The organism is Pseudomonas sp. RU47, from assembly GCF_004011755.1.
Taxonomy (GTDB): Bacteria; Pseudomonadota; Gammaproteobacteria; order Pseudomonadales; family Pseudomonadaceae; genus Aquipseudomonas.
In genome coordinates, this window is record NZ_CP022411.1 from 6,124,662 (window position 1) to 6,149,913 (window position 25,252).

Sequence of the window (25,252 nt, forward strand, 5' to 3'; positions counted from 1 at the left end):
GGGATTTCTCCTGTTAATGGGCAACCGCAGCAGCGCCGTGTTCATCGATCAACGCACCGTTGTGGAAACGGTCGATGGAGAAAGGTGCGGCCAACGGGTGCATTTCACCCTTGGCCAGACTCGCGGCAAACACGTTGCCCGAGCCAGGCGTTGCCTTGAAGCCACCGGTGCCCCAACCGCAGTTGAAGAACATGTTCGGTACCGGGGTTTTCGAAATGATCGGGCAAGCGTCCGGGGTAGTGTCGACGATGCCGCCCCACTGACGGTTCATGCGTACGCGGGACAACACCGGGAACATCTCGACGATCGCTTGAATGGTGTGCTCGATCACCGGGTACGAACCGCGCTGGCCGTAGCCGTTGTAACCGTCGATACCGGCGCCGATCACCAGGTCGCCCTTGTCGGACTGGCTGATGTAACCGTGCACGGCGTTGGACATGATCACGCTGTCGATAATCGGCTTGATCGGCTCGGACACCAGCGCTTGCAGCGGGTGGGATTCGATCGGCAGACGGAAACCGGCGAGTTTGGCCATGTGCCCGGAGTTACCGGCCGTGACCACACCAACGCGTTTGGCGCCGATGAAACCCTTGTTGGTTTCAACACCGATGCACACGCCGTTTTCCTTGCGGAAACCGATCACTTCGGTCTGCTGGATCAAGTCCACGCCCAAGGCATCGGCGGCACGGGCAAAGCCCCAGGCCACGGCATCGTGACGGGCGACGCCGCCGCGACGCTGAACGGTCGCGCCCATCACCGGGTAGCGAGTGTTTTTCGAGCAGTCGAGGTACGGAATCTCGTCAGCGACTTGCTTGGCGTTGAGCAGTTCACCATCGACGCCGTTGAGGCGATTGGCGCTGACCCGACGCTCGGAATCACGGATGTCCTGCAGGGTGTGGCACAGGTTGTAGACGCCACGCTGGGAGAACATCACGTTGTAGTTGAGGTCCTGCGACAGGCCTTCCCACAGTTTCATTGCGTGTTCGTAGAGGTGCGCCGACTCGTCCCACAGGTAGTTGGAGCGCACGATGGTGGTGTTGCGCGCGGTGTTACCGCCGCCCAGCCATCCCTTCTCGACCACGGCGACGTTGGTGATGCCGTGTTCTTTGGCCAAGTAGTAAGCCGTCGCCAGACCGTGCCCGCCGCCGCCGACGATGACCACGTCGTAGACCTTCTTCGGCGTTGGCGTGCGCCACATGCGCTGCCAGTTTTCGTGGTGGCTGAGGGAGTGTTTGAAGAGGCCGAAGCCCGAATAGCGTTGCATAGTCAGTTACTCCAGAACACTCAGCGATAAACCGGGAAGTCTGCGCACAGGGCCGACACTTGCTGGGCAACATTGGCCTCGACATCGGCATCGCCGAGGTTGTCGAGGATGTCGCAGATCCAGCCCGCCAACACTTCGCACTGGGTCACCTTGAAGCCACGGGTGGTGACCGCCGGGGTGCCGATGCGCAGGCCCGAGGTCACGAACGGCGATTGCGGGTCGTTCGGCACGGCGTTCTTGTTGACGGTGATGTGTGCACGGCCGAGGGCGGCGTCGGCATCTTTGCCGGTCAGGCCCTGACGGATCAGGCTGACCAGGAACAAATGGTTATCGGTACCGCCGGACACTACATCGTAGCCACGTTTGATAAACACGCTGGCCATCGCCTGAGCGTTGTCGATCACTTGCTGCTGATAAGCCTTGAAGCCTGGCTCCAGCGCTTCCTTGAAGCACACGGCTTTACCGGCGATGACGTGCATCAGCGGGCCACCCTGAGCGCCGGGGAATACGGCAGCGTTGAGCTTCTTCTCGATCTCTTCGTTGGACTTGGCCAGGATCAAGCCGCCACGTGGACCGCGCAGGGTTTTGTGGGTGGTGGTGGTGACCACGTCGGCGTACGGCAGCGGGTTCGGGTACAGACCGGCGGCAACCAGACCGGCGACGTGGGCCATGTCGACGAACAGCAGCGCGCCGACCTTGTCAGCGATCTGACGGAAGCGCGGGAAGTCCAGCGTCTTCGAGTAAGCGGAGAAACCGGCGACGATCATTTTCGGCTTGGATTCGACGGCGAGACGCTCGACTTCGTCGTAATCGATCAGCCCGGTGTCAGTGTTGATGCCGTACTGCACCGCGTTGTAGAGCTTGCCCGAGGACGACACTTTGGCGCCGTGGGTCAGGTGACCGCCGTGGGCCAGGCTCATGCCGAGGATGGTGTCGCCCGGCTGGATCAGCGCTAGGTAAACAGCACTGTTGGCCGATGAACCGGAGTGTGGCTGGACGTTGGCGTAATCGGCGCCGAACAGTTGCTTGGCGCGTTCGATGGCCAGTGCTTCAACTTTATCCACATGCTCGCAGCCACCGTAGTAGCGCTTGCCCGGATAGCCTTCGGCGTATTTGTTGGTCAGGCCGCTGCCTTGCGCTTGCATCACGCGTTTGCTGGTGTAGTTCTCCGACGCGATCAGCTCGATGTGATCTTCCTGACGTTGCTCCTCGGCATTCATCGCCGCCAGCAGTGCATCGTCGTAACCCTGGATCTGGTCTTGCTTGCTGAACATCGCGTCTCTCCCAGCGGCATCTGTGCGCCATTCGTCTCGGTAAGGCACTGGCAATGAAGGCAGTGCCCTTTGATGCCGATGGTATGACCGGCGCAGACAGCTCAAATGCCTGCGCGCGCCACGCAAAGGTGCGTTTACGACATGGCCTGAAATGCCTTGTTGAATCTGCGCAGATCCCTTGTAGGAGTGAGCCTGCTCGCGATGGCGGTGGGTCAGATGAGCAAATGTTGGCTGATACGCCGCCATCGCGAGCAGGCTCACTCCTACAGGGGGTTATGCGGCGAGCTGGCGGATAAGTAGCAGCAGGAGGAAATGCGTGGGATAGAGGGCGTAGGCCCAGCGGCGCATCGCCGGTGGCTGGAGATGTCGCGCATGTCGCAACAGGAACATCCCCAGCATTGGCGCAAACAGACAGGTGGCAATACCAAGAATGGCGACGCTGCTACCGAACCTTGCCGAGTCGTAAAGCACTTGCCACTGATTCGCTGCGAGGCATATCAAACCCGGCAACAAGCTGAAATACCACGGGCGGCGAAACACCAGCAGCATCGCCAACGGCAGCAACACCCCGAAGAAACCAAACATCAGTCGTTCCGGAAACATGGCGGCCAGCATCAGCGCAGCAACGCCCAGCAATCGCGACATGATCGTTGGATCCTGCCACCCCCGCGCCACCAACAAGCCCAGCGCCAGCGTCGGCATCACGTTCAGCGTATCGGGGTCGGGAATGTACAGCCGATAGGGAATCTCGCTCACGGCACTGAACAATAACAACCAGCCCAAGTAGCGCCATTCCATCCTCCGCAATCCATCGCGCGCCAGATTCGCCGCCATCGCCAGACAAAACCACGGAAACGCCAACCGCCCCGGCACGTACAGCCAATCGGCGGAGAACCCGACATATCGCAGGTGATCGAACAACATGCTCAACAGCGCCAGCCACTTGAGCAGATCCAGCGCGCCGTCGCGTTTAGTCAGGTGCATAATCGGCCTGCGTCCATGTAATGTTCTGACAGCGACATCCCGTGTGCTCCCCGGAAGATCTTCGGTAAAGTGCGCACCATCATTGACCACGAGCCTTCACAAGAGTCTCGACCACGGAAGCCGGCCATGACCGACAAGAGCCAACAATTCGCCAGCGACAACTATTCCGGTATCTGCCCTGAAGCCTGGGCTGCAATGGAACAGGCCAACCACGGCCACCAACGCGCGTATGGCGACGATGAATGGACCGCACGCGCGTCCGACCATTTCCGCCAGTTGTTCGAAACCGACTGCGAAGTGTTCTTCGCCTTCAACGGCACCGCCGCCAACTCGCTGGCCCTGTCGTCGCTGTGCCAGAGTTACCACAGCGTGATCTGCTCGGAAACCGCCCACGTCGAAACCGACGAATGCGGCGCCCCGGAATTCTTCTCCAACGGCTCGAAACTGCTGATCGCCGGCACTGAAAACGGCAAGATCACCCCGCAATCGATCCGCGAAGTCGCGCTCAAGCGCCAGGACATTCACTACCCGAAACCGCGTGTGGTCACCCTGACCCAAGCCACTGAAGTCGGCAGCGTCTACACCCCGGAAGAAGTCCGCGCCATCAGCGCGACTTGCAAGGAACTGGGCCTGCACCTGCATATGGACGGCGCGCGCTTCTCCAACGCCTGCGCCTTCCTCGGCTGCTCGCCAGCGGATCTGACCTGGAAGGCTGGTGTCGATGTGCTGTGTTTCGGCGGCACCAAGAACGGCATGGCCGTGGGTGAAGCGATCCTGTTCTTCAACCACAAACTGGCGGAAGACTTCGACTACCGCTGCAAACAGGCCGGTCAGTTGGCGTCGAAAATGCGCTTTCTGTCAGCACCGTGGGTCGGCATCCTCGAAAACGACGCCTGGCTCAAATACGCCCGCCACGCCAATCACTGCGCACAATTGCTCGCTGAACTGGTCAGCGACATTCCCGGCGTCGAACTGATGTTCCCGGTACAGGCCAACGGCGTGTTCCTGCAATTATCCGAACCGGCCATCGCCGCGTTGACTGCGAAGAACTGGCGCTTCTACACCTTCATCGGCAAGGGCGGCGCACGCTTCATGTGCTCGTGGGACACCGAAGAAGAACGCGTCCGCGAACTGGCCCGCGACATCCGCGAAGTCATGTCCGCCTGACCTGAGGCCAGTGCACTGATCGTTCCCACGCTCCGCGTGGGAATGCCTCCCGGGACGCTCCGCGTTCCATCCCCCAGACGCTAAACACCGCTATGACGCAGAGCGTCAATGGCTGCATTCCCACGCAGAGCGTGGGAACGATCTTCGGCCGAAGATGACTTTTCCCACCGTAATACCAGACTTCTCTTCTAGCGCAATCATCCCACCCGCCTCACCCTGATCGTTCCCACGCTCCGCGTGGTAACGCATCCCGGGACGCTCCGCGTTCCATCTCCAATGCACCGCAAGATTCAAGGAAGAATCCCATGGGCCGCAGCCGCTACACCTTTACCGAAACCGACAAACCGCATTTCCTGACTTGCACGATCATGGAATGGTTACCGCTGTTCATCCGTCCCTACATCGTCGACCACCTGCTCAACTGCTGGCGTTATCAACAGACCCACCATGACTTGAAGCTGTACGGCTACGTGATTCTGGAAACCCATCTTCACTTCGTCGCTCAGGCGCCCGACCTGAGTAAATGCCTCAGCCAGTTCAAATCATTCACTGCTCGACAGATTATTGATGACTTGCAAAGCAAAGGCGCTGACAAAACCCTGCAACGGCTGCGCTTTAGCAAACGTGCGCACAAGCAGGATCGGGTTTACCAGTTATGGCAGGAAGGTTCTCACGCAGAAATGGTTTATAGCGAATCGGTGATGCGCCAGAAGCTTGAATACATTCACAACAACCCGGTGAAACGCGGATATGTGGATTTGCCGGAGCATTGGCGTTATTCGAGCGCCAGGGATTACGCGGGAATGCCGGGGCTGATCGAGGTTCAGTGCTGGTATTGAAATGGGACGCAGAGCGTCCCGGGCTGCATTCCCACGCAGAGCGTAGGAACGATCAGATCTGACTCCACCGCACTGATCGTTCCCACGCGGAGCGTGGGAACGATCAACTTCGCCCGCGAAGACTTGGTCTACATTGTCTGTCGAGCCCTCCGCTCAGATAACAATAAGCAGGAGCATCGGCATGTCGTTACAAGGCAAAACCCTGTTCATCACCGGCGCCAGCCGTGGCATTGGCCGTGAGATCGCGCTGCGTGCTGCGAGGGACGGCGCCAATATCGTCATTGCGGCGAAGAGCGCCGAACCCCACGCCAAATTGCCCGGGACCATCCACAGCGTCGCCGCCGAAGTCGAAGCGGCGGGCGGCAAGGCTCTGGCAATGCAGTTGGATGTGCGTGATGAAGACGCGGTGCGCCGGGCACTGGCCCAGGCCAACGAGCACTTCGGCGGCATCGATGCACTGGTGAACAACGCCGGGGCGATCAAGCTCACGGGCGTGCAACACATCGAACTCAAGCGTTTCGACCTGATGCACCAGATCAACACCCGCGCGGTGCTGCTGTGCAGCCAGGCCGCCCTGCCCTATCTGAAGAAATCCGCCGGGCACATTCTCAACCTGTCGCCGCCGCTGAATCTGGCGAACAAGTGGTTTGCGCAGTTCAGTCCGTACACCGTGACCAAGTACGGCATGAGCATGCTGACGCTGGGGATGAGCGAGGAATTTGCCAGTTATGGGATCAGCGTCAACTCGCTGTGGCCGCAGACGATGATTGCCACGGCGGCGATCGAGTTTCAGCTAGGGAATCGGGAGTCGTTCAAGCAGGCGCGAACGCCAGCGATCATGGCGGATGCGGCGCATGTGATTCTGGATAGTAGTGGACGGCAGATTACCGGGCGGTTGTTGATTGATGAGGAGATTTTGCGGGAGAGCGGCGTGACTGAGTTCGATCAATATCGCTTTGATCGAGAAAGCGACGCGGCGTTGATGCCGGATTTGTTTGTTGACTGAAAAGCCCCTCACCCTAGCCCTCTCCCAGAGGGAGAGGGGACTGATTGGGGGATATTTGAGAATCACGCCGACCTGAAACTGCTTTGCCGAATCCATAGTCGACTCGATATATCAAGTCGGTGTACCTCGTGAAAACAACTCGGTCAGTCCCTCTCCAAAAGAGAGAAGGGACTGATTGGGGGATGCTCAAGGAGTACGCCGACCTGAAACTGCTTTGCCGAATCCATAATCGATAAGGTCGTTCAGGTCGATGTACAACCCTGGACAACTCGGTCGGCCCCCTCTCCCTCTGGGAGAGGGCTGGGGTGAGGGGCAAGCCGTACGCAAAAACCCGCCCCACTCAGAAATCGATACGCACATCCCCCTTCGGCACGCTGCAGCACGACAAGATAAACCCTTCCGCCTCGTCATCCTCGGTAATCCCGCCGTTGTGTTCCATCTCCACCTCGCCGCCCAGCTTCAACACCTTGCACGTCCCGCAAATCCCCATCCCGCACGCCTTCGGAATCATCAAGCCCAGCTTGGCCGCCGCCGCATGCACCGTCTCACCCGGTGCCACACGAATGCTCTTGCCGGACGAGGTGAATTCGACCTGATGCAGATCCGCCGCATCGATTTCCGGCGCATCCGCAGCCTGCTCGGCTTGCTCCACCGCATCGGCACGGGCTTCCGGTGGCGTGGCGCCGAAGGATTCCTCGTGATAACGCGACATGTCGTAACCGGCCACTTCCAGCAAACGCTTGACCGCATTCATGTACGGCGTCGGGCCGCAGCAGAACACTTCGCGCTCAAGGAAGTCGGGCACCATCAATTCGAGCATCTTGTGGTTCAGGTAACCGCGATAACCGGCCCATGGTTCGCCCAAGCCGTGCTTCTCGCAAATCAGGTGCAGGCTGAAGTTGTCGATCCGCGACGCCATGTGTTCCAGCTCGCGGTGATAGATGATGTCTTTCGGCGAGCGCGCGCTGTGGATAAAGGTCATGTCGACATTGGCGTTGGTGTCGTAGAACCAACGCGCCATCGACATGCACGGCGTGATGCCGACGCCACCGCTCAGGTACAGGACTTTCGGGCTCGGAAAGTCGATGGCATTGAACAGCCCGACCGGCCCGTGCACCGCCAACTCTTGCCCCTCATGAAGCGTGTCGTGCAACCAGTTCGAGACCTTGCCACCCGGCACGCGTTTGATCGTCACCGAAAAGCTGTACGGCACCGACGGCGAACTGGAGATCGTGTACGAGCGCATGATCGGCTGGCCTTCGATTTCCAGCTCCAGGGTGACGAACTGCCCAGGCTTGAAGAAGAACAGGATCGGCTGATCAGCCATAAAGCAGAAGGTGCGCACGTCCCAGGTTTCCTGGATGACTTTGACGCAACGGACGATGTGTCGGCCATTGGCCCAGGTCTGGGTGGTGACCGGATTCAGGAAGCTGTTGGACATGCTGTTCTCCACGGCCGACTGTCGGCCTCATGTCGGCGATTCTGCGTATAGCGCGAACCGCCCGTTTACCTATCCGCGACATCGGCATACTTATCGCGACCAGCCCCCAACCACCGGGGGTTGCGCGTCGGGAACAGATTGCACCATGTCGCCCATGGATAAGGTTGCGCCCTGCGCCGGGCCCACACTCGCCCCAACACCAAGACAGCTTCTTTACACCTTGCGTAGCAACCGTTAGCAGCACACCTGATCAGCCACTTTTCGCCGGCCACGCAGATGGCCATGAGGATCACATCGATGGACGTCACCGCAAAAATCAGCCTGGGCGATCCGCTGGAACCCGCACGCAAGGCCACCGCACAAATGCTGCAAGAGCGCGAGCGCACCTTTTCGCTGCCGCAACCGTTCTATAGCGATGAGCGGCTCTTCGATATCGACATGCAGGAGATCTTCCAGAAGGAGTGGTTGATCGCCGGCATGACCTGCGAAATTCCGGCCAAGGGCAATTACCTGACCCTGCAGATCGGCAAGAATCCGATCATCGTCATCCGTGGCGCCGAGGGCGTCGTGCATGCATTCCACAACGTCTGCCGTCACCGTGGCTCGCGTCTGTGCACCAGTGAAAAAGGCAAGGTCGCCAAATTGGTCTGCCACTACCACCAGTGGACCTATGAACTGGACGGTCGCCTGCTGTTCGCCGGCACCGAGATGGGCGCCGACTTCGACATGAAGCAATACGGCCTCAAACCAGTGAACGTGAAGACCGCCGGCGGCTACATCTTTATCAGTCTGGCGGAGAACCCGCCGGCCATCGATGACTTCCTGTCGACACTGAACCATTACATGGAACCGTACGACATGGAGAACACCAAGGTGGCGATTCAAACCACCTTGTTCGAAAAGGCCAACTGGAAACTGGTGCTGGAAAACAACCGCGAGTGCTACCACTGCAACGCGTCGCACCCGGAACTGCTGAAAACCCTGCTGGAATGGGACGACGTCACCGACCCGCGCGCCGATCAAGCGTTCAAGGATCACGTTGCTGCGTCCGCCGCTGCCTGGGAAGCCGAGAAGATTCCTTACGCCCACGCCAGTTTCGGCCTGCGTAACCGCATCGTGCGCATGCCGCTGCTCAAAGGCACCGTGTCGATGACCCTCGACGGCAAACAGGGCTGCGCGAAACTGATGGGGCGGATCAAGAACCCGGACCTCGGCTCGATGCGCATCCTGCACCTGCCGCACTCGTGGAACCACTGCATGGGCGACCACATCATCGTCTTCACCGTGTGGCCGATCAGCGCCCAGGAAACCATGGTCACCACCAAGTGGATCGTGCACAAGGATGCGGTTGAGGGCGTCGATTACGATGTTGATCGCATGCGTCAGGTGTGGGATGCGACCAACGATCAGGATCGCCGACTGGCGGAAGAGAACCAGCGCGGGATCAACTCGACGGCGTATCAGCCTGGGCCTTACTCGAAGACCTACGAGTTCGGCGTGGTCAACTTCGTTGATTGGTACAGCGAGCGTCTGCTGAACAACCTTGGCGCCGAGCCTGCGCCTTACCTCAAAGGCGTCCCGGTTCAGGGCTAAAAGCAAAAGCTTCGCGAGCAGGCTCGCTCCCACAGGTGGAATGCATTCCAAATGTGGGAGCGAGCCTGCTCGCGAAGGCGTCATGAAAGTCATTACATCTCTGAAACGGATTGCACAATTTCTGATCAACCACCCCACACACCATACCCACCAAGCCCCCCAGCCTTCCGCAAACAAGTTATCCACATAGCCACCCACAGCAAATGGGGACAACTGTGGATGACTCAAAAAATATCTCACTGATTTGCAAAGAAAAACCGTGACTTATCCAGAAGCACGGTTTTCGAAAGGCAATGATCGTTTTTTGATCAACAGGCTGAAAGGTACACAGATCGTGGCCTTCAGCGGATGGCAAACACCTTATCCACAGAAGCGCCAACAGAGATCGGGGGTAACTTTGCATCTGCTGTGGAAAAGTGCTGAAGAATGCGAAAAATCGGGGGTTTCGGAAGATTCATCCGATTAAAAGTGCAAATTGATCAGTTATTGATCAAACCTTTGAAAGCCACGTTTTGCATGGCTGTCAGCGGACAGCGAACATCTTATCCACAGAAGCGCCAACAGAGATCGGGGGTAACTACGGAAGTTATCCCGACGAAAAATCCCGTAAAAACCGTAACTTAGGCTGGTTGTTTTTTGATCTGAAGCCTGCAGGCCACGGCCGGCGTGACGTGCAGTGATGGGCAAACACGTTATCCACAGACTGACCAACAGGGATTGTGAGTAAACACTCGTCAGTGGATAACCGGATTCAGGCGCGGTGCATCAGATAGGCCTCACCCGTCACCCGAATCATCGGATGCGGTACCACCTGACAGGTTTTGACGATGCCAAAGCCATGTCGCTCATAAAACCGCCGAGCGCCAGTATTGGCGGCGTAGTCGATCAGGCTCAGGCCTTTGAGCGTGAGTTGATCGGCGCGCGCCTGGGCATGTTGGAGGAACTGCACGCCCAATCCTTGATTACGCCAGCCTTCGTGCAGCGCCAGGCTGGAGATGTACAGCGTATCCGCCACCTCCATATCGGCGTAAGGCGCCAGCACTGGATCGGTGGGCGGTGTCGGGTCTGGGTCTTCGCGCATGACGTAGCTGTGCATCATCCCGACCACACAGCCTTCGGCCTCAGCGATCAGGCAGTTCTGCCAGGAAAAATCCACATCGTCGCGGGCATAGCGCCGCTCACCGACATCAAGCAACGTCTCGCCCGGCTCCGCCAACTGGCTCCAGATGTAATCCGAGGCGCCCTCCGAGGAGATCTGAAACAAACGCGCAATGTCGCGCGCATCCGTGCGCCGGGCAGGTCGAAACTCAACTGTCATTCACATTATTCCTGTGGGTAAGCCGCTGACCTGAAGGAAAGGGATTTGGGATGTCAGCGGACGACACCTTCTTCGATCAGCAGTTTGAGGATGGCTTCGGCGCCAGCCTGCGGGGTGACGCCTTTGAGCACTTGTCCACCGCCACCACTGGCTTTGGCGGTCGCGGCTTTCATGCGGTCGGCACCGCTTTTGGCTTTGATCACTTTCAGGCGTTTGGGCCTTGGTTTGGCCGGCTGCAGGGTGGCGACAGCCAAGAGCTCGTCGTCTACGACCTCGACGTCGTCAGCCTCCAGCACCCCGCGTCGCGCCGGGCCATAGGCACTCTGCCGAGGCTTCGGCGCAGCGTTATCCACAGTCGCGAGAAACGGCAGCTTCACCTTCAACCGCCGCCGCTGCCCACGCGGCAAGGCTTGCAGCACCAGCGCCGAACCGTCATTGATCGACTCGACCTGCGCCAGCCCCACCACCAACGGCCAGCCCAGTCCTTCGGCGAGCAAAAACGGCAACATCCCCGAACCTTCGCCGGTTTCCGCCTGGCTGCCGGTCAGCACCACTTGCGCACCGGCATCGCGCAAATACGCGGTCAACGCCGGCAGCGCATCGGCGCCAGCTGGTTGCTCCAGCACGTGCATCAGCTCAAGACCCATACCCAGATAGGCGCGCAACGCCGGCTCCGCAACGTCGCCGGCATGCAGCACTTGCAGGTTATCCCCAGCCAGTTGCAGGCCGAGTTCCACGGCTCGCGCGTCCTGGTCGGCGCGACGTGGCCTGCCGGAAGTCGGGTGGGCGCCGATTGAAACCAGACTGATAACTTTCGTGTTCATAGCGTTTCCTTAAGCCGCATCGCGCTTGGCTTCGTTGCGGTAAGCCGCCACCGCCTCGATCAACGCTTGAAGAATCTCTACGCTCTCGCCGATCACTGAGAGGTCGGCGCGCTTGATCATGTCGCAACCCGGGTCGAGGTTGATCGCCACCACCTTGTCGCAGGCGCCGATACCTTGCAGGTGCTGGATCGCGCCGGAGATACCCACAGCCACATAAACCCGTGCGGTGACCCAAGTGCCGGACGCGCCGACCTGGCGATCACGGGCCATGAAGCCATCATCCACTGCAACGCGGGAAGCGCCTTCGGTAGCGCCGAGTGCCGCCGCCGTTTCGTGGAACAGTGCCCAGTCCTTGACGCCGTTGCCGCCGGAGAAAATGAACTCCGCTTCGGCCATCGGAATCGCTGCCGGGTCGACCGCCACAGCGCCGAGATCTTCGATCCGCGACAGGCTGCGCGCGACACTTGTGGATAACTCCACCGGCAACGCTTCGTGACGGGTTTCACTGACCGGTTCAGCGCATTCGGCCGCCGCCAGAATCAACCGTGCGACGGGACGGGCAAGGTCTTGCAGCCCCGCGCCAGCGCGGCCGATGCATTCCTGATCCTTGACCTGCCAGACCCGTGTCGCCGGGCGCTCGCCCAATGCCGCCGCAAAGCGTCGACCGAGTTCACCGCCACCGCTGCGGCTGTCCGGCAGCAGCCAGTGACGCGGGTTGAACTGGTTATCCACAGCGCGCAAACCTTGCACCCGTTGCTCCGGTGCATAACCGCTGAATTCCTCGCCTTCGAGTACCAGCAAGCGATCGACGCCAGCGGTCGCGAAAGCGTTTTCCTTATGCTCGCCAAAGACCACCGCCAACACCGCGCCGTCCTGGCCGGCGAGTTGATGGGCGAGGCCAAACAAATCACGGTCGTGACTGCTCAAGCGACCGCCGACCATGTCCGGCACCACGGTGATATAGAACGCCGGGGCCGGCACCTGATGCAGCGGCAGTTGCACTTCCACAGCAGCGGATCGTTTGACCACCCCGCCCTGTTGCGCGCCGCTGCGGTCGATACGCTTGATGCCGTTGGGGCCGATAAAACCGATGCCGTGCAGGTTCTTGCGGATGACGCCATTCGGCCCCATCCAGCTGTGTTGCGCCGGTTGCATGGCCGCGTGCAGCGGGTGCAGGCGGTTACGCGCAATCCATTCGGCGCGCGGGTCGCGGCGGATAATGTCGCTCATCAGTGGGCCTCCGCAGGTTCACGTTTGGCCGGAGTGGCAGGCTTGCTCGGCGCGGCGTCTTCGAGCAGCGCGTCGGCCACCAGTTCGGCGATGTCCTTGATCAGCGGCCGCGGTTCGACCACGCCTTCGAGCATCGCCGTGCACTGTGGACAACCCACCGCCACCAGTTCAGCGCCGGTCTCGCGGATGTCTTCCATGCGCATGTCGGGAATCCGCTGCTTGCCCGGAATGTCGGTAATTGGCGCGCCACCGCCACCGCCGCAGCAGCGCGAACGGAAGCCGGAACGCTGCATCTCTTTCACTTCGATACCGAGCGCACGCAGCACTTCGCGCGGCGCTTCGTACTCGCCGTTGTAGCGGCCGAGGTAGCACGGATCGTGATAGGTCACGCTGTTGCCTTTGTGCTGACCGAGATTGAGCGCGCCGGCCTGAATGATTTCCGCCATGTAGGTGCTGTGATGTTGCACCAGGTAATTGCCGTCGAACGCGCCGTACTCGTTTTTCAGCACGTGGAAGCTGTGCGGATCGCAGGTGACGATGCGGTTGAAGCTGTATTTGGCCAGGGTCTGGATGTTGCGTTTGGCGAGCAACTGGAAGGTCGCTTCATCGCCCAATCGGCGGGCCACGTCGCCGCTGTCACGCTCTTCGAGACCGAGCACGGCAAAGTCGATTTTCGCCGCTTTCAACACTTTGACGAACGCGCGCAGGGTGCGTTGGTTGCGCATGTCAAAAGCACCGTCGCCGACCCAGAACAGCACATCGGTGGATTTCTTTTCGCTGAGCAGATTGAGGTTCAAGTCCGCCGCCCAGTTCATCCGTCCGCCCGGGGCGAAACCACCGGGGTTGTCGGTGGCGATCAGATTTTCGAGGACTTCGGCGCCCTTGTTCGGCGTCGCGCCTTTTTCCAGGGTCAGGTGACGGCGCATGTCGACGATGGCGTCGACGTGCTCGATCATCATCGGACATTCCTCGACGCAGGCACGGCAGGTAGTGCACGACCACAGGGTTTCGGCGTCGACCAAGCCGTTGACGATCGGTTGATGTGGATTACCGCTATGCTCGCCTACAGGTTTGCCCGGATACGGGCTGCCGGCGAACTTGGCATCGGTGCCGCCAGCGAGGCCGACGACCATGTCCTGAATCAGTTTTTTCGGGTTCAGCGGCTGGCCAGCGGCGAAGGCCGGGCACGCCGCTTCGCACTTGCCGCACTGCACGCAGGCGTCAAAACCGAGCAGTTGGTTCCAGGTGAAATCCTTGGGTTTCTCAACACCCAGCGGAGCACTCGGATCGTTCAGATCCAAAGGTTTCAAACCCGTGGAACGACCACCACCAAAACGTTCGGCGCGACGGTGCCAAGCCAAATGCAAGGCACCGGCAAAGGCGTGTTTCATCGGCCCGCCCCAGGTCATGCCGAAAAACAGTTCCGACACGCCCCACAGCACGCCAATCCCAAGAATGACTGCGAGCACCCAGCCGCCGAAGTTCTCCGGGAGGATTCCGGCCACCGGCAAGGTCAGCAGGAAGAACGACGCCGAGAACGCCAGCAGGCTTTTCGGCAGGCGCATCCACGGGCCTTTCGACAGCCGCGCCGGCGGGTTGCGCCGACGCAGGTAAACGAAGATCGCGCCGACGAACATCACTGCCGTCATCAGCAGCAAGGCGTAACCGAGGATGCGGTTATGCAGGCCGAAACCGTGGACCAACAGCGCCAGCACAATCGACGCCACCGCGCCGCCCGCCGTGGCCACGTGGGTGTTGGCGATGTATTTGTCCCGCGCCACCACGTGGTGCAAGTCGACCATATAACGCTTGGGCATGGCCAACAGGCCGCCGATCAGATCGACCTTCGAGGCCCGGCCCCGACGCCACATCGCTACCCGCCGCAACGCGCCAAGGACACCAAGGCCGATAGCTGCGAACAACAGGATTGGAAGAAGGGTGTTCAACATGGTGAAGCTCCCACCAGTACAACCTGGAGAAACACGATCCGCTTTACTGTGGGAGCGAGCCTGCTCGCGAAAGCGGTGAATCAGTCAGCTCATCTTTCACTGACAGATTGCATTCGCGAGCAGGCTCGCTCCCACAGGGTTTGGTGCAAGTCCTTAGAAATCCTTGCAGAGCCGCAGGGCGTCATAGATCGCGGCGTGGGTGTTGCGCTGCGCCACGCAGTCGCCGATGCGGAACAGCAAGTAGCCGTCGCCCGCCTCGCTCAGCGAAGGTTGCGGCTGGATCGCGAACAACGCTTCGACGTCGATCTGGCCCTTGTTGCGCGAACCCTCTTTGAGCGCGTAGTAGATTTCCTCATCCGGACGCACGCCGTTTTCCACCACCACCTGATCGACCACCCGCTCCTCTTTGGCGCCGGTGTATTCGTTCTCCAGCACCGCGACCAGTTTGTCGCCTTCGCGGTAGACCTTCTCGAGCATCATGTCGCCGGTCATGATCACTTCTTTCGGGTACATGCTGCGGTAGTAGGTCGGGAACGACGTTCCGCCGATGGCCACGCCCGGTTTGATGTCGTCGGTGACGATCTCGACCTGGCTGCCTTTGTCGGCGAGGAAGTCGGCAACCGACATCCCGGTGAACTCGCAAATGGTGTCGTAGACCAGCACGTTCTTGCCCGGCGCCACCTTGCCGTCGAGCACGTCCCAGCTGCTGACCACCAGCCCTTCGGCGGCACCCCAGTGTTCGTTCTGTTCCAGGTACGGATGCCCGCCGACCGCCAGCACCACCACGTCCGGACGCAAGTCCATGATGGTGTCGGCATCAGCTGCCGTGCCCAGGCGCAAATCGACTTTCAGCCGCGCCAGTTCCAGCTGGAACCAGCGAGTAATACCGGCGATCTGGTCACGCTGCGGCGCTTTCGAGGCAGTCGTGATCTGCCCGCCGATGAATTCCTTCTTCTCGAACAGGGTCACTTCGTGGCCACGCTCGGCCGCCACGCGGGCCGCTTCCATCCCGGCCGGGCCGGCACCGACGATGACCACTTTGCGTTTCGGCCCGGTGGATTTCTCGATGATGTGCGGCACGCCCATGTATTCACGGGACGTTGCAGCATTCTGGATGCACAACACGTCGAGGCCTTGATACTGGCGGTCGATGCAATAGTTGGCGCCGACGCACTGTTTGATCTGGTCGATCTGGCCCATCTTGATCTTGGCGATCAGGTGCGGGTCAGCGATGTGCGCGCGGGTCATGCCGACCATGTCGACGTAACCGCCTTCAAGGATGCGCGTGGCCTGGTTCGGGTCCTTGATGTTCTGTGCGTGCAGCACCGGCACCTTGACCACTTCCTTGATCCCGGCGGCCAGATGCAGGAACGGCTCCGGTGGATAACTCATGTTCGGAATCACGTTGGCCAAGGTGTTGTGGGTGTCACAACCCGAGCCGACGACGCCGATGAAGTCGAGCATGCCGGTGTCGTCGTAATACTTGGCGATCTGCTTCATGTCCTCGTGGGACAAACCGTCCGGGTGGAACTCGTCACCGCACAGACGCATGCCGACGCAGAAGTCGTCACCGACCTCGGCGCGCACGGCTTTCAGCACTTCCAGACCGAACTTCATCCGGCCTTCGAAGGTGCCGCCCCATTCGTCGGTACGCTTGTTGACGCGCGGGCTCCAGAACTGGTCGATCATGTGCTGGTGCACCGCCGACAGTTCAACGCCGTCGAGGCCACCGGCCTTGGCCCGGCGCGCAGCCTGGGCGTAGTTGCCGATCACCCGCCAGATTTCTTCCGGCTCGATGGTTTTGCAGGTCGCGCGGTGCACCGGTTCACGTATGCCCGACGGCGACATCAGGGTCGGCCAGTGGAAACCGTCCCAGCGCGAGCGCCGGCCCATGTGGGTAATCTGAATCATGATCTTGGCGCCGTGCTTGTGCATGGCGTCAGCGAGATTCTGGAAGTGCGGAATGATCCGGTCGGTCGACAGGTTGACCGAGCTCCACCACTGCTGCGGGCTGTCGATGGCGACCACGGAGGAGCCGCCACAGATCGCCAGGCCGATGCCGCCCTTGGCTTTCTCTTCGTAATATTTGACGTAGCGCTCGGTGGTCATGCCACCGTCAGTCGCATAGACCTCGGCGTGCGCGGTGCTGAGCACGCGGTTGCGGATGGTCAGTTTGCCGATCTGGATCGGCTGGAACATTGCTTCGAAAGCCATGGCGGGTTCCTCGACTTACAACGGCTTGACGGTGAACAGGCCGTCTTCGTGGCCTTCTTCGGAGCCACCGTAAACTTGCTCGGCAACCGTGCGGATCTTGCTGCCGCGCGCCTCAAGAATCTGATCCATGGCCCCGGCAAACCAACCGGTGAACATGTAATCGACCTTGCGCCCGACCTTGCCGTAGACGTAGACGAACGCCGAGTGTTCGAGCTTGACGCTGGCGGTGCCTTTGTCGAGGTCGATGTCCTGGATCTTGAACAGGCCCCAGCCACGTTGCGACAGGCGTTTCATGTAGTGCTCGAACACCGCGACGCCTTCCAGGCCGTGGCATTCAGCTTCTTTTTCACACCAGTGCCAGGCGGACTTGTAGCCGGCCTTGTAGAGGATTTCGGCGTAGGCGTCGGCGCCCAAAACCTCTTCGATGCCCATGTGGTTATTCACGAAGAAGTGACGTGGCACGTAGAGCATTGGCAGGGCGTCGGAGGTCCAGACACCGGTCTCGCTGTCGACTTCGATTGGCAATTGCGGGGCGATCTTGGCCATGGAAACTTAACTCCAGAAAAATAGTGGATTCAGTGGTGACCGCTGCCCTCACCCCAGCCCTCTCCCACAGGAGAGGGGGCAGATCGGCGGCGGTCTTGAGTCAGCGTTACTCGCCCCAGACGTCCTTGAGGACGTTGACCCAATTCTCGCCCATGATCTTGCGCACCACGCGCTCGGAATGGCCGCGCTTGAGCAGGGTTTCGGTCAGGTTCGGGAACTCGCCGACGGTGCGGATGCCCAGCGGATTGATGATCTTGCCGAAGCTGGTCAGACGGCGCGCGTAACCCTTGTCGTGCGTCAGGTATTCGAAGAAGTCCTGACCGTGGCCCTGGGTGAAGTCGGTGCCAATGCCGATGGCGTCTTCGCCGACGATGTTCATCACGTATTCGATCGCTTCGGCGTAATCGTCGATGGTCGAATCGATGCCTTTGGCGAGGAACGGCGCGAACATGGTCACGCCGACAAAACCGCCGTGGTCGGCGATGAACTTCAGTTCTTCATCGGACTTGTTGCGCGGGTGCTCTTTGAGACCCGACGGCAGGCAGTGGGAATAGCAGACCGGTTTTTTCGACTCGAGGATGACTTCTTCAGAAGTCTTGGAACCAACGTGAGACAGGTCGCACATGACGCCGACGCGGTTCATCTCAGCCACGATCTCGCGACCGAAGCCCGACAGGCCACCGTCACGCTCGTAGCAACCGGTGCCGACCAGGTTCTGGGTGTTGTAGCACATCTGCACGATGCCGACGCCGAGTTGCTTGAACACCTCGACATAGCCGATCTGGTCTTCAAACGCGTGGGCATTCTGGAAGCCGAAAAGGATGCCGGTCTTGCCCTGCTCTTTGGCGCGACGGATGTCGGCGGTGGTACGCACCGGCATCACCAGGTCGCTGTTTTCGCGGATCAGCTTCTGGCTCGCAGCAATATTGTTCACGGTCGCCTGAAAGCCTTCCCACACCGACACAGTGCAGTTGGCTGCCGTCAGACCGCCCTTGCGCATGTCTTCGAACAGCTCGCGGTTCCATTTGGCAATGATCAGACCGTCGATAACGATGCTGTCGGCGTGTAATTCGGCTGGGCTCATCAGGCGTCCCCTTATTGGCGATTCATGCGCCGAATCGTCTGCCGGCGCTTTGGGGCCAGCATATGCCTCGGTGCAGGGGCGACCGGGTGCAAAAACGACAGGGGAATTGCCGAAAGCGTCAATCCGCGACAAAGGGTCGCCAGCCGCGCCGATCAGCTACCTGTTCAAGCCCGCAAGCTTGAGCCAGAATCTCCCGCATCTTGGAAACACCACTGGATTAGAGCGGCGACAACAATGAAATCGATCTTCCTGGCTTTGGCACTGATGGCGACCGGCGTACACGCCGCTGAAGAGTCCGACAACAACCCCTGCGACGCGGTGGAAAACGACGTCCAGACCCTGGAATGCTCGACCTACAGCCGCACCACCGCCGAAGACCTGCTCAAGGACAACTACGCCAGCCTCAACGAACGCATGCAGACGGCGTATGGCAAGAACCCTGCGCAATTGGCTGATATCACCGCCAAACTCAAAACCGCACAGCAACAGTGGCTGAAGACGCGGGATGCGGATTGCGCGGTGGAAGCGTTCCCGGCGACGGCGGGGAGCAAGGCGTTCACAATTGCGCAGAATGACTGCGTGGCGCGGATGAGTGATGAGCGGTCGGAGTTTTTGGAGTCGATTGGGCAGGAGTGATCCTGACCACTCGTAACATGCCGTCAATTCTTGTTGATTGGCCTTGGGAGAAATATAAGCAAAGATTCTGAAATCTTATAAAAGACTTATATTTTTCCAATATGAAGTTACCCACAGATATCCAAATCATCAACGACGCCGAGGGCAACCCCGCCTTCGTCGTCATTCCCTACGCGCAGTACGTTGCGCAAAAAATGCAGCCCGATCTGATTCCCCATGAGGTGGTCAGCCGGATGGTCGATGGGGCAACACCAATCCGTGCCTGGCGCGAACACCTCAACCTGACTCAGGAAGAAGTCGCCAAACGCATGGGTATTTCGCAACCGGCGTTTGCCCAGCAGGAAACAGTCGCCAAGCCTCGCAAGGTTACGCGTGAGAAAATTGCGTCGGCGTTCGGCATCACCGCCAATCAGCTAGAGCTGTAAGCTGCCCTCTTCACTTCAAGGAGTTCCCCATGAACATCTGCGGCATCGAAATCAAAGGCAGCGAAGCGATCATCGCCGTGGCCGCTCTCGACGGTTCGACCCTGAGCCACATTCCCCTCGCCACCAAGAAAATCGCCCTCGAAGACGATGACGAGGCGGCCAACGTGAAGCTGTTCGCAGCGCAGGTTGCGTCGTTTGTGCGCGAGAACTCGATTGACCGGATTGCGATCAAGAAGCGCAGCAAGAAGGGTGAGTTTGCCGGTGGGCCGACGACGTTCAAGATTGAAGGGGTGTTTCAGTTGCTCGATGGGTGTGAGGTGACTCTGTTGTCGCCGCAGACGATCAATGCGCAGGCGAAGAAGCACAACTTCGAGCTGCCGGGGACGTTGAACAAGTATCAGCATGAGGCTTACAAGGCGGCGTGTTCGGCGCTGGTGAAGAAGTAACCAACAGCAAGATCAAAAGATCGCAGCCTTCGGCAGCTCCTACATTGGAATGCATTTCCCTGTAGGAGCTGCCGAAGGCTGCGATCTTTTGATTTTATGCCTGGGCGGTACGCCGGTCTTCGCGGGGGCAACGGGCGAATTTTGCGCGGTAGCTGCGAGTGAAGTAGGACGGAGATTCAAACCCGCAGGCGATGCTGACTTCGAGCACGCTCATGTCAGTCTGGCGCAGCAGCTGTCGGGCCTTTTCCAGCCTTAGCCGCAGATAGAAATTGCTCGGCGTGTCGTTCAGGTGCAGCCGGAACAAGCGCTCCAGTTGCCGCCGCGTGACCTTGATCGATTCCGCCAATTGCAGCGTAGTCAGCGGCGGTTCGCTGTGCTGCTCCATCTCGCCGATCACCTGCACCAGTTTCTTGTTGTTGATCCCGTAACGCGTGGCCACTTCCATGCGCTGGTGGTCTTTGCGCGGACGAATCCGTCCCAGCACAAACTGCTCGCTGACCTGAATCGCCAGTTGCGGGCCGTGGGCCTGGGCGATCAGATCGAGCATTAAATCGATGGACGCGGTGCCGCCCGCTGAAGTGATGCGCCGACGGTCGATCTCGAACAGCTCCTGGGTCACGCTGAGCTGTGGATAAGATTCCTTGAAAGCGTCAATGGCTTCCCAGTGCAGCGTCAAGCGATGGCCGTCGAGCAAACCGGCTTCGGCGAGGACGAAGCTGCCGGTGTCAATGGCACCAAGGGTCACGCCTTCGTTATCCAGCCGCCGCAACCAGTGTTCAAGGGTGGGCGTGGCGAACTTCAGCGGTTCAAACCCGGCCACCACTAACAACGTCGCACCTTTCTTCAACGGTTCCAGCGCCGCGTCGGCGTTGACCGACATGCCGTTGCTCGCCAGCACCGCCCCGCCATCGGCGCTCAACACATGCCAACGAAACAACTCGCCACGAAAGCGGTTGGCCACGCGCAGCGGTTCGATCGCGGAGATAAAGCCAATGGCGGAGAAGCCCGGCATCAGCAAAAAGTAGAAATCCTGGGACATGTGCGCACTCGATTCGCGGGTAACGAGAGGGAGGGTAGCGTGGCTCGTTGATACGCCGATTGTCGTCGGCGTTCAAGGGCACAGGTCGCTACAGTGCAAATGCCAGTCGCCGCAGTGCGCTTTCACCGGCCCACAGCTGCGTAACTTTGCATCACCGGCGCATCAGACACCGGAACTCACAATAAACGACCTGCCGAGGAACCCGACATGAAACGACTGATCAGCAGCTGTGTTCTTGCACTCAGCGGTACCGCTTTCTTCAGCGCCAGCGTCATGGCGGCCGACCCGGCATCGTGCCAGAACGTGCGCATGGGCGTGGTCAACTGGACCGACGTGATCGCCACCAGCGCCATGACCCAGGTCCTGCTCGACGGTCTCGGCTACAACACCAAACAAACCAGTGCGTCCCAGCAAATCATCTTCGCCGGGATCCGCGATCAGCGGCTGGACCTGTTCCTCGGTTACTGGAACCCGTTGATGACCCAGACCATTACCCCGTTCGTCGACGCCAATCAGGTCAAAGTCCTTGAGGCACCGAGCCTGAAAGATGCCCGCGCCACCCTCGCGGTGCCGACTTATCTGGCCGACAAAGGCCTGAAAACCTTCGCCGATATTGCCAAGTTTGAAAAAGAACTGGGCGGCAAGATTTACGGCATCGAACCGGGCTCGGGCGCCAACACGCAGATCAAGGCAATGATCACCAAGAACCAGTTCGGCCTCGGCAAGTTCCAGCTGGTCGAGTCCAGCGAAGCCGGGATGCTCGCCGCCGTCGACCGCGCCGTGCGCCGCAAAGAGGCTGTGGTGTTCTTCGGCTGGGCGCCGCACCCGATGAACGTCAACGTCAAGATGACGTATCTGACCGGCAGCGACGACGCCCTCGGTCCGAACGAAGGCATGGCCACCGTGTGGACCGTCACCGCGCCGAAATACGCCGAGCAGTGTCCGAACATCGGTCGCCTGCTGACCAACCTGACGTTCACCGCCGAGGACGAGAGCCGGATGATGCAGCCGCTGCTCGATCACAAGGACGCCTTCGAATCGGCCAAGCAATGGCTCAAGGATCACCCGGAAGACAAGCAGCGCTGGCTCGAAGGTGTGACCACGTTCGATGGCAAACCGGCCGCTGAAAACCTGCAGTTGACCAGCAAATAACCCTCTCTTGAAAAGCCCCTCTCCCAGATTGGGAGAGAGGACTGACCGACGCTTCGCAGTCCCGAAAAGGGCTGCGGACAGACCCATCACGCCTGAAGGAAACCGCACCATGAACCACGACGTCATCATCACCTGCGCACTCACCGGTGCTGGCGACACGACCGCCAAGAGCCCGCACGTGCCGGTCACCCCGAAACAAATTGCTGCGGCTGCGGTGGAAGCGGCCAAGGCCGGCGCCACGGTTGTGCACTGCCATGTGCGCGATCCGCAGACCGGCAAGTTCAGCCGTGACGTGGCGCTGTACCGCGAAGTGATGGAGCGCATCCGCGAGGCGGACGTCGACATCATCGTCAACCTCACCGCTGGTATGGGCGGCGACCTGGAAATCGGCGCCGGCGAGAACCCGATGGAGTTCGGTCCGAACACCGATCTGGTCGGCCCGCTGACCCGTCTGGCGCACGTTGAAGAACTGCTGCCGGAAATCTGCACCCTCGATTGCGGCACGCTGAACTTCGGCGATGGCGACACCATTTACGTCTCCACCCCGGCGCAACTGCGTGCCGGCGCCAAGCGCATCACCGAGCTGGGCGTGAAGGCCGAGCTGGAGATTTTCGACACCGGTCACCTGTGGTTCGCCAAGCAGATGATCAAGGAGGGTTTGCTGGATAACCCGTTGTTCCAGCTGTGCCTGGGCATCCCGTGGGGCGCACCGGCCGATACCACCACCATGAAAGCCATGGTCGATAACTTGCCCGCTGACGCGGTGTGGGCCGGGTTCGGCATTGGCCGGATGCAGATGCCGATGGCGGCGCAAGCGGTGTTGCTCGGCGGCAACGTGCGGGTCGGGCTGGAAGACAACCTGTGGCTGGACAAGGGTGTGCTGGCGACCAACGGCCAATTGGTCGAGCGCGCCACCGAGATCCTCAGCCGCCTCGGCGCCCGGGTGCTGACCCCGGCCGAGGGCCGCAAGAAAATGGGCCTGACCCAGCGCGGTTAAACCATCACTCATTTCCCCTGTGGGAGCGAGCCTGCTCGCGAAGAGGCCCGTACATCCGAAGCATCTTCATCAGCAGAGGCACCGCTTTCGCGAGCAGGCTCGCTCCCACAGTTGATCGCCGAACTATTCAGGAAATCGCCATGAGCTTTATCACCGATATCAAAACCTTCGCTGCGCTGGGCAGCGGTGTCATTGGCAGCGGTTGGGTCGCTCGCGCCCTCGCCCATGGCCTCGATGTGGTGGCGTGGGACCCGGCCCCCGGCGCCGAAGCGGCGCTGCGCAAACGCGTGGCCAATGCCTGGGGCGCGCTGGAGAAAAACGGTCTGGCGTCTGGCGCTTCGCAGGATCGTCTGCGCTTTGTAGCGACCATCGAAGAGTGCGTGCGCGATGCCGATTTCATTCAGGAAAGCGCCCCGGAACGTCTCGACCTGAAACTCGATCTGCACAGCAAAATCAGCGCCGCGGCCAAGCCCGATGCGTTGATCGGTTCGAGTACCTCGGGCCTGCTGCCGAGCGAATTCTACGAGAGTTCGACGCACCCGGAGCGCTGCGTGGTAGGCCACCCGTTCAACCCGGTTTATCTGCTGCCGCTGGTCGAAGTCGTGGGCGGCAAGAACACCGCGCCCGAGGCCGTTCAGGCAGCGATGAAAGTCTACGAATCCCTCGGTATGCGTCCGCTGCACGTGCGCAAAGAAGTGCCCGGATTCATCGCTGACCGCTTGCTTGAAGCGCTGTGGCGTGAGGCGCTGCACCTGGTCAATGACGGCGTGGCGACCACTGGCGAGATCGACGATGCGATCCGGTTTGGCGCTGGTTTGCGCTGGTCGTTCATGGGTACGTTCCTGACTTACACCCTGGCCGGTGGTGATGCAGGCATGCGCCACTTCATGTCGCAATTCGGCCCGGCGTTGCAGTTGCCGTGGACCTATCTGCCGGCGCCGGAGCTGACCGACAAGTTGATTGATGATGTGGTGGATGGCACCAGTGATCAGCTTGGCCGGCACAGCATTTCGGCGCTGGAACGCTATCGTGATGATTGCTTGCTGGCGGTGCTGGAGGCGGTGAAGACTACCAAGGAGAAGCATGGGATGAGTTTTAGCGAGTGATGCGTTTGCTTCATACCGCTGCCCTCACCCTAGCCCTCTCCCAGAGGTAGAGGGGACTGACCGAGTTGAATGTTCGAGCTACGCCGACCTGCACCACCGAGCCGAACTCAAGTTTTGAATAGCATAAAGATCGGCTCCCTTTCCCCCTCTCCCCCCTGGGGGAGAGGGCTGGGGTGAGGGGGTAGCTCTTGATCCTGACGACCCGCCAACTGCCGGAACCCAATCATGCCCAACCTCACCACCTACCAAACCAGAATCATCCCCGACTGGGTCGACTACAACGGCCACCTGCGCGACGCCTTCTACCTGCTGATTTTCAGCTACGCCACCGACGCCCTGATGGATCGCCTCGGCATGGACAGCAACAACCGCGAAGCCAGCGGGAATTCACTGTTCACCCTCGAACTGCACCTCAATTATCTGCACGAAGTGAAACTCGATACCGAGGTCGAAGTACGCACGCAAATCATCGGCCACGACAGCAAACGCCTGCACCTCTATCACAGCCTGCACAAGGTCGGTGATGACCAGGAACTGGCCGGCAACGAACAGATGCTGTTGCACGTCGATCTCGCCGGCCCACGTTCGGCACCTTTCAGCCCGGACACCCTGAGCCGCCTGCAAAGCATCGTCGCCGAGCAGAAAGACTTGCCTGCCCCCGCTTACATCGGCCGCGTCATCGCGCTGCCACCTGCAAGGTAAATCCATCGATCACAAG

At 60.1% G+C, this 25,252-nt stretch carries 24 protein-coding genes; 12 read left to right on the forward strand and 12 right to left on the reverse strand.

Translation table 11 applies throughout. The features are described from left to right. Positions 1–13 precede the first annotated feature (13 nt). The 3 genes from CCX46_RS28070 to CCX46_RS28080 form a co-directional block, all read right to left on the reverse strand. Entirely contained in the window at positions 14–1,264 is a 1,251-nt protein-coding gene (locus CCX46_RS28070) for a sarcosine oxidase subunit beta (protein WP_003206307.1), read from the reverse strand. Positions 1,265–1,284: 20 nt separating this feature from the next. Then, on the reverse strand, positions 1,285–2,538 hold the full coding sequence (locus CCX46_RS28075) for a serine hydroxymethyltransferase (protein WP_007913117.1): 1,254 nt from the start codon (positions 2,536–2,538) through the stop codon (positions 1,285–1,287). Positions 2,539–2,811: 273 nt separating this feature from the next. Then, on the reverse strand, positions 2,812–3,522 hold the full coding sequence (locus CCX46_RS28080) for a TraX family protein (RefSeq protein ID WP_127930047.1): 711 nt from the start codon (positions 3,520–3,522) through the stop codon (positions 2,812–2,814). A 126-nt stretch (positions 3,523–3,648) separates the two neighbouring features. Between CCX46_RS28080 and CCX46_RS28085 the strand changes: the two genes are divergently transcribed. The 3 genes from CCX46_RS28085 (at position 3,649) to CCX46_RS28095 (ending at position 6,534) form a co-directional block, all read left to right on the forward strand. Next, positions 3,649–4,689, forward strand: coding sequence for a threonine aldolase family protein (locus tag CCX46_RS28085; RefSeq protein WP_038363178.1), 1,041 nt, complete (start codon positions 3,649–3,651; stop codon positions 4,687–4,689). Positions 4,690–4,994: 305 nt separating this feature from the next. Beyond that, the gene (locus CCX46_RS28090; RefSeq protein WP_127930048.1) at positions 4,995–5,528 is read left to right on the forward strand and encodes an REP-associated tyrosine transposase; all 534 of its coding nucleotides are present in this window, start codon (positions 4,995–4,997) and stop codon (positions 5,526–5,528) included. A gap of 181 nt (positions 5,529–5,709) precedes the next feature. Further along, positions 5,710–6,534 carry an SDR family oxidoreductase gene (locus CCX46_RS28095; RefSeq protein ID WP_127930049.1) on the forward strand — a complete coding sequence of 275 codons (825 nt, stop codon included), beginning with the start codon at positions 5,710–5,712 and terminating at the stop codon, positions 6,532–6,534. A 340-nt stretch (positions 6,535–6,874) separates the two neighbouring features. Here CCX46_RS28095 and gbcB read toward each other — a convergent pair whose 3' ends face one another. After that, a complete protein-coding gene (gene gbcB / locus CCX46_RS28100) occupies positions 6,875–7,975 on the reverse strand; it encodes a glycine-betaine demethylase subunit GbcB (RefSeq protein WP_007911227.1) in 1,101 nt (366 codons plus the stop codon). A gap of 297 nt (positions 7,976–8,272) precedes the next feature. Between gbcB and gbcA the strand changes: the two genes are divergently transcribed. Together gbcA and CCX46_RS28115 are read left to right on the forward strand one after the other, a co-directional pair. Beyond that, a complete protein-coding gene (gbcA, locus tag CCX46_RS28110) occupies positions 8,273–9,568 on the forward strand; it encodes a glycine-betaine demethylase subunit GbcA (RefSeq protein ID WP_127930050.1) in 1,296 nt (431 codons plus the stop codon). A 259-nt stretch (positions 9,569–9,827) separates the two neighbouring features. Next, positions 9,828–10,034, forward strand: a complete 207-nt coding sequence (locus CCX46_RS28115) for a hypothetical protein (RefSeq protein ID WP_127930051.1) — start codon at positions 9,828–9,830, stop codon at positions 10,032–10,034. A gap of 285 nt (positions 10,035–10,319) precedes the next feature. Here CCX46_RS28115 and CCX46_RS28120 read toward each other — a convergent pair whose 3' ends face one another. The 7 genes from CCX46_RS28120 to CCX46_RS28150 form a co-directional block, all read right to left on the reverse strand. Next, positions 10,320–10,886 (reverse strand): GNAT family N-acetyltransferase, encoded by a 567-nt coding sequence (locus CCX46_RS28120; RefSeq protein ID WP_127930052.1) that lies wholly within the window; start codon positions 10,884–10,886, stop codon positions 10,320–10,322. 53 nt (positions 10,887–10,939) lie between these two features. Further along, complete coding sequence (etfB, locus tag CCX46_RS28125) at positions 10,940–11,710, reverse strand: electron transfer flavoprotein subunit beta (RefSeq protein WP_127930053.1); 771 nt, start codon at positions 11,708–11,710, stop codon at positions 10,940–10,942. A 9-nt stretch (positions 11,711–11,719) separates the two neighbouring features. After that, entirely contained in the window at positions 11,720–12,940 is a 1,221-nt protein-coding gene (etfA, locus tag CCX46_RS28130) for an electron transfer flavoprotein subunit alpha (RefSeq protein ID WP_127930054.1), read from the reverse strand. Further along, positions 12,940–14,889 (reverse strand): dimethylglycine demethylation protein DgcB, encoded by a 1,950-nt coding sequence (gene dgcB / locus CCX46_RS28135; protein ID WP_127930055.1) that lies wholly within the window; start codon positions 14,887–14,889, stop codon positions 12,940–12,942. Before dgcB ends, etfA begins: the two co-directional genes overlap by 1 nt. 153 nt (positions 14,890–15,042) lie before the next feature. Further along, positions 15,043–17,103 (reverse strand): dimethylglycine demethylation protein DgcA, encoded by a 2,061-nt coding sequence (gene dgcA, locus CCX46_RS28140; RefSeq protein ID WP_127930056.1) that lies wholly within the window; start codon positions 17,101–17,103, stop codon positions 15,043–15,045. Between the two features lie 15 nt (positions 17,104–17,118). Continuing rightward, positions 17,119–17,649, reverse strand: a complete 531-nt coding sequence (locus tag CCX46_RS28145; RefSeq protein ID WP_053124559.1) for a DUF5943 domain-containing protein — start codon at positions 17,647–17,649, stop codon at positions 17,119–17,121. Between the two features lie 106 nt (positions 17,650–17,755). Then, positions 17,756–18,733 (reverse strand): dipeptidase, encoded by a 978-nt coding sequence (locus CCX46_RS28150; RefSeq protein WP_007911246.1) that lies wholly within the window; start codon positions 18,731–18,733, stop codon positions 17,756–17,758. A gap of 234 nt (positions 18,734–18,967) precedes the next feature. Between CCX46_RS28150 and CCX46_RS28155 the strand changes: the two genes are divergently transcribed. The 3 genes from CCX46_RS28155 (at position 18,968) to CCX46_RS28165 (ending at position 20,240) form a co-directional block, all read left to right on the forward strand. Continuing rightward, positions 18,968–19,369 carry a lysozyme inhibitor LprI family protein gene (locus CCX46_RS28155; RefSeq protein ID WP_127930464.1) on the forward strand — a complete coding sequence of 134 codons (402 nt, stop codon included), beginning with the start codon at positions 18,968–18,970 and terminating at the stop codon, positions 19,367–19,369. Between the two features lie 101 nt (positions 19,370–19,470). After that, positions 19,471–19,794: a helix-turn-helix domain-containing protein gene (locus CCX46_RS28160; RefSeq protein WP_093429897.1), complete on the forward strand. Its 324-nt coding sequence runs from the start codon at positions 19,471–19,473 to the stop codon at positions 19,792–19,794. Between the two features lie 29 nt (positions 19,795–19,823). Then, positions 19,824–20,240: a DUF3010 family protein gene (locus CCX46_RS28165; protein ID WP_127930057.1), complete on the forward strand. Its 417-nt coding sequence runs from the start codon at positions 19,824–19,826 to the stop codon at positions 20,238–20,240. 94 nt (positions 20,241–20,334) lie between these two features. On the opposite strand, the gene CCX46_RS28170 is transcribed toward CCX46_RS28165, so the two are convergent. After that, entirely contained in the window at positions 20,335–21,279 is a 945-nt protein-coding gene (locus CCX46_RS28170) for a GlxA family transcriptional regulator (RefSeq protein ID WP_127930058.1), read from the reverse strand. A gap of 207 nt (positions 21,280–21,486) precedes the next feature. Here CCX46_RS28170 and CCX46_RS28175 point away from each other — a divergent pair, with 207 nt between their 5' ends. The 4 genes from CCX46_RS28175 (at position 21,487) to CCX46_RS28190 (ending at position 25,236) form a co-directional block, all read left to right on the forward strand. Then, the gene (locus CCX46_RS28175; protein WP_127930059.1) at positions 21,487–22,431 is read left to right on the forward strand and encodes a choline ABC transporter substrate-binding protein; all 945 of its coding nucleotides are present in this window, start codon (positions 21,487–21,489) and stop codon (positions 22,429–22,431) included. A gap of 109 nt (positions 22,432–22,540) precedes the next feature. Next, positions 22,541–23,428: a 3-keto-5-aminohexanoate cleavage protein gene (locus tag CCX46_RS28180; RefSeq protein WP_016983621.1), complete on the forward strand. Its 888-nt coding sequence runs from the start codon at positions 22,541–22,543 to the stop codon at positions 23,426–23,428. Between the two features lie 140 nt (positions 23,429–23,568). Continuing rightward, the gene (locus CCX46_RS28185) at positions 23,569–24,534 is read left to right on the forward strand and encodes an L-carnitine dehydrogenase (protein WP_127930060.1); all 966 of its coding nucleotides are present in this window, start codon (positions 23,569–23,571) and stop codon (positions 24,532–24,534) included. Between the two features lie 225 nt (positions 24,535–24,759). Beyond that, a complete protein-coding gene (locus tag CCX46_RS28190) occupies positions 24,760–25,236 on the forward strand; it encodes a thioesterase family protein (RefSeq protein WP_127930061.1) in 477 nt (158 codons plus the stop codon). The last annotated feature ends 16 nt before the right edge of the window (positions 25,237–25,252 follow it).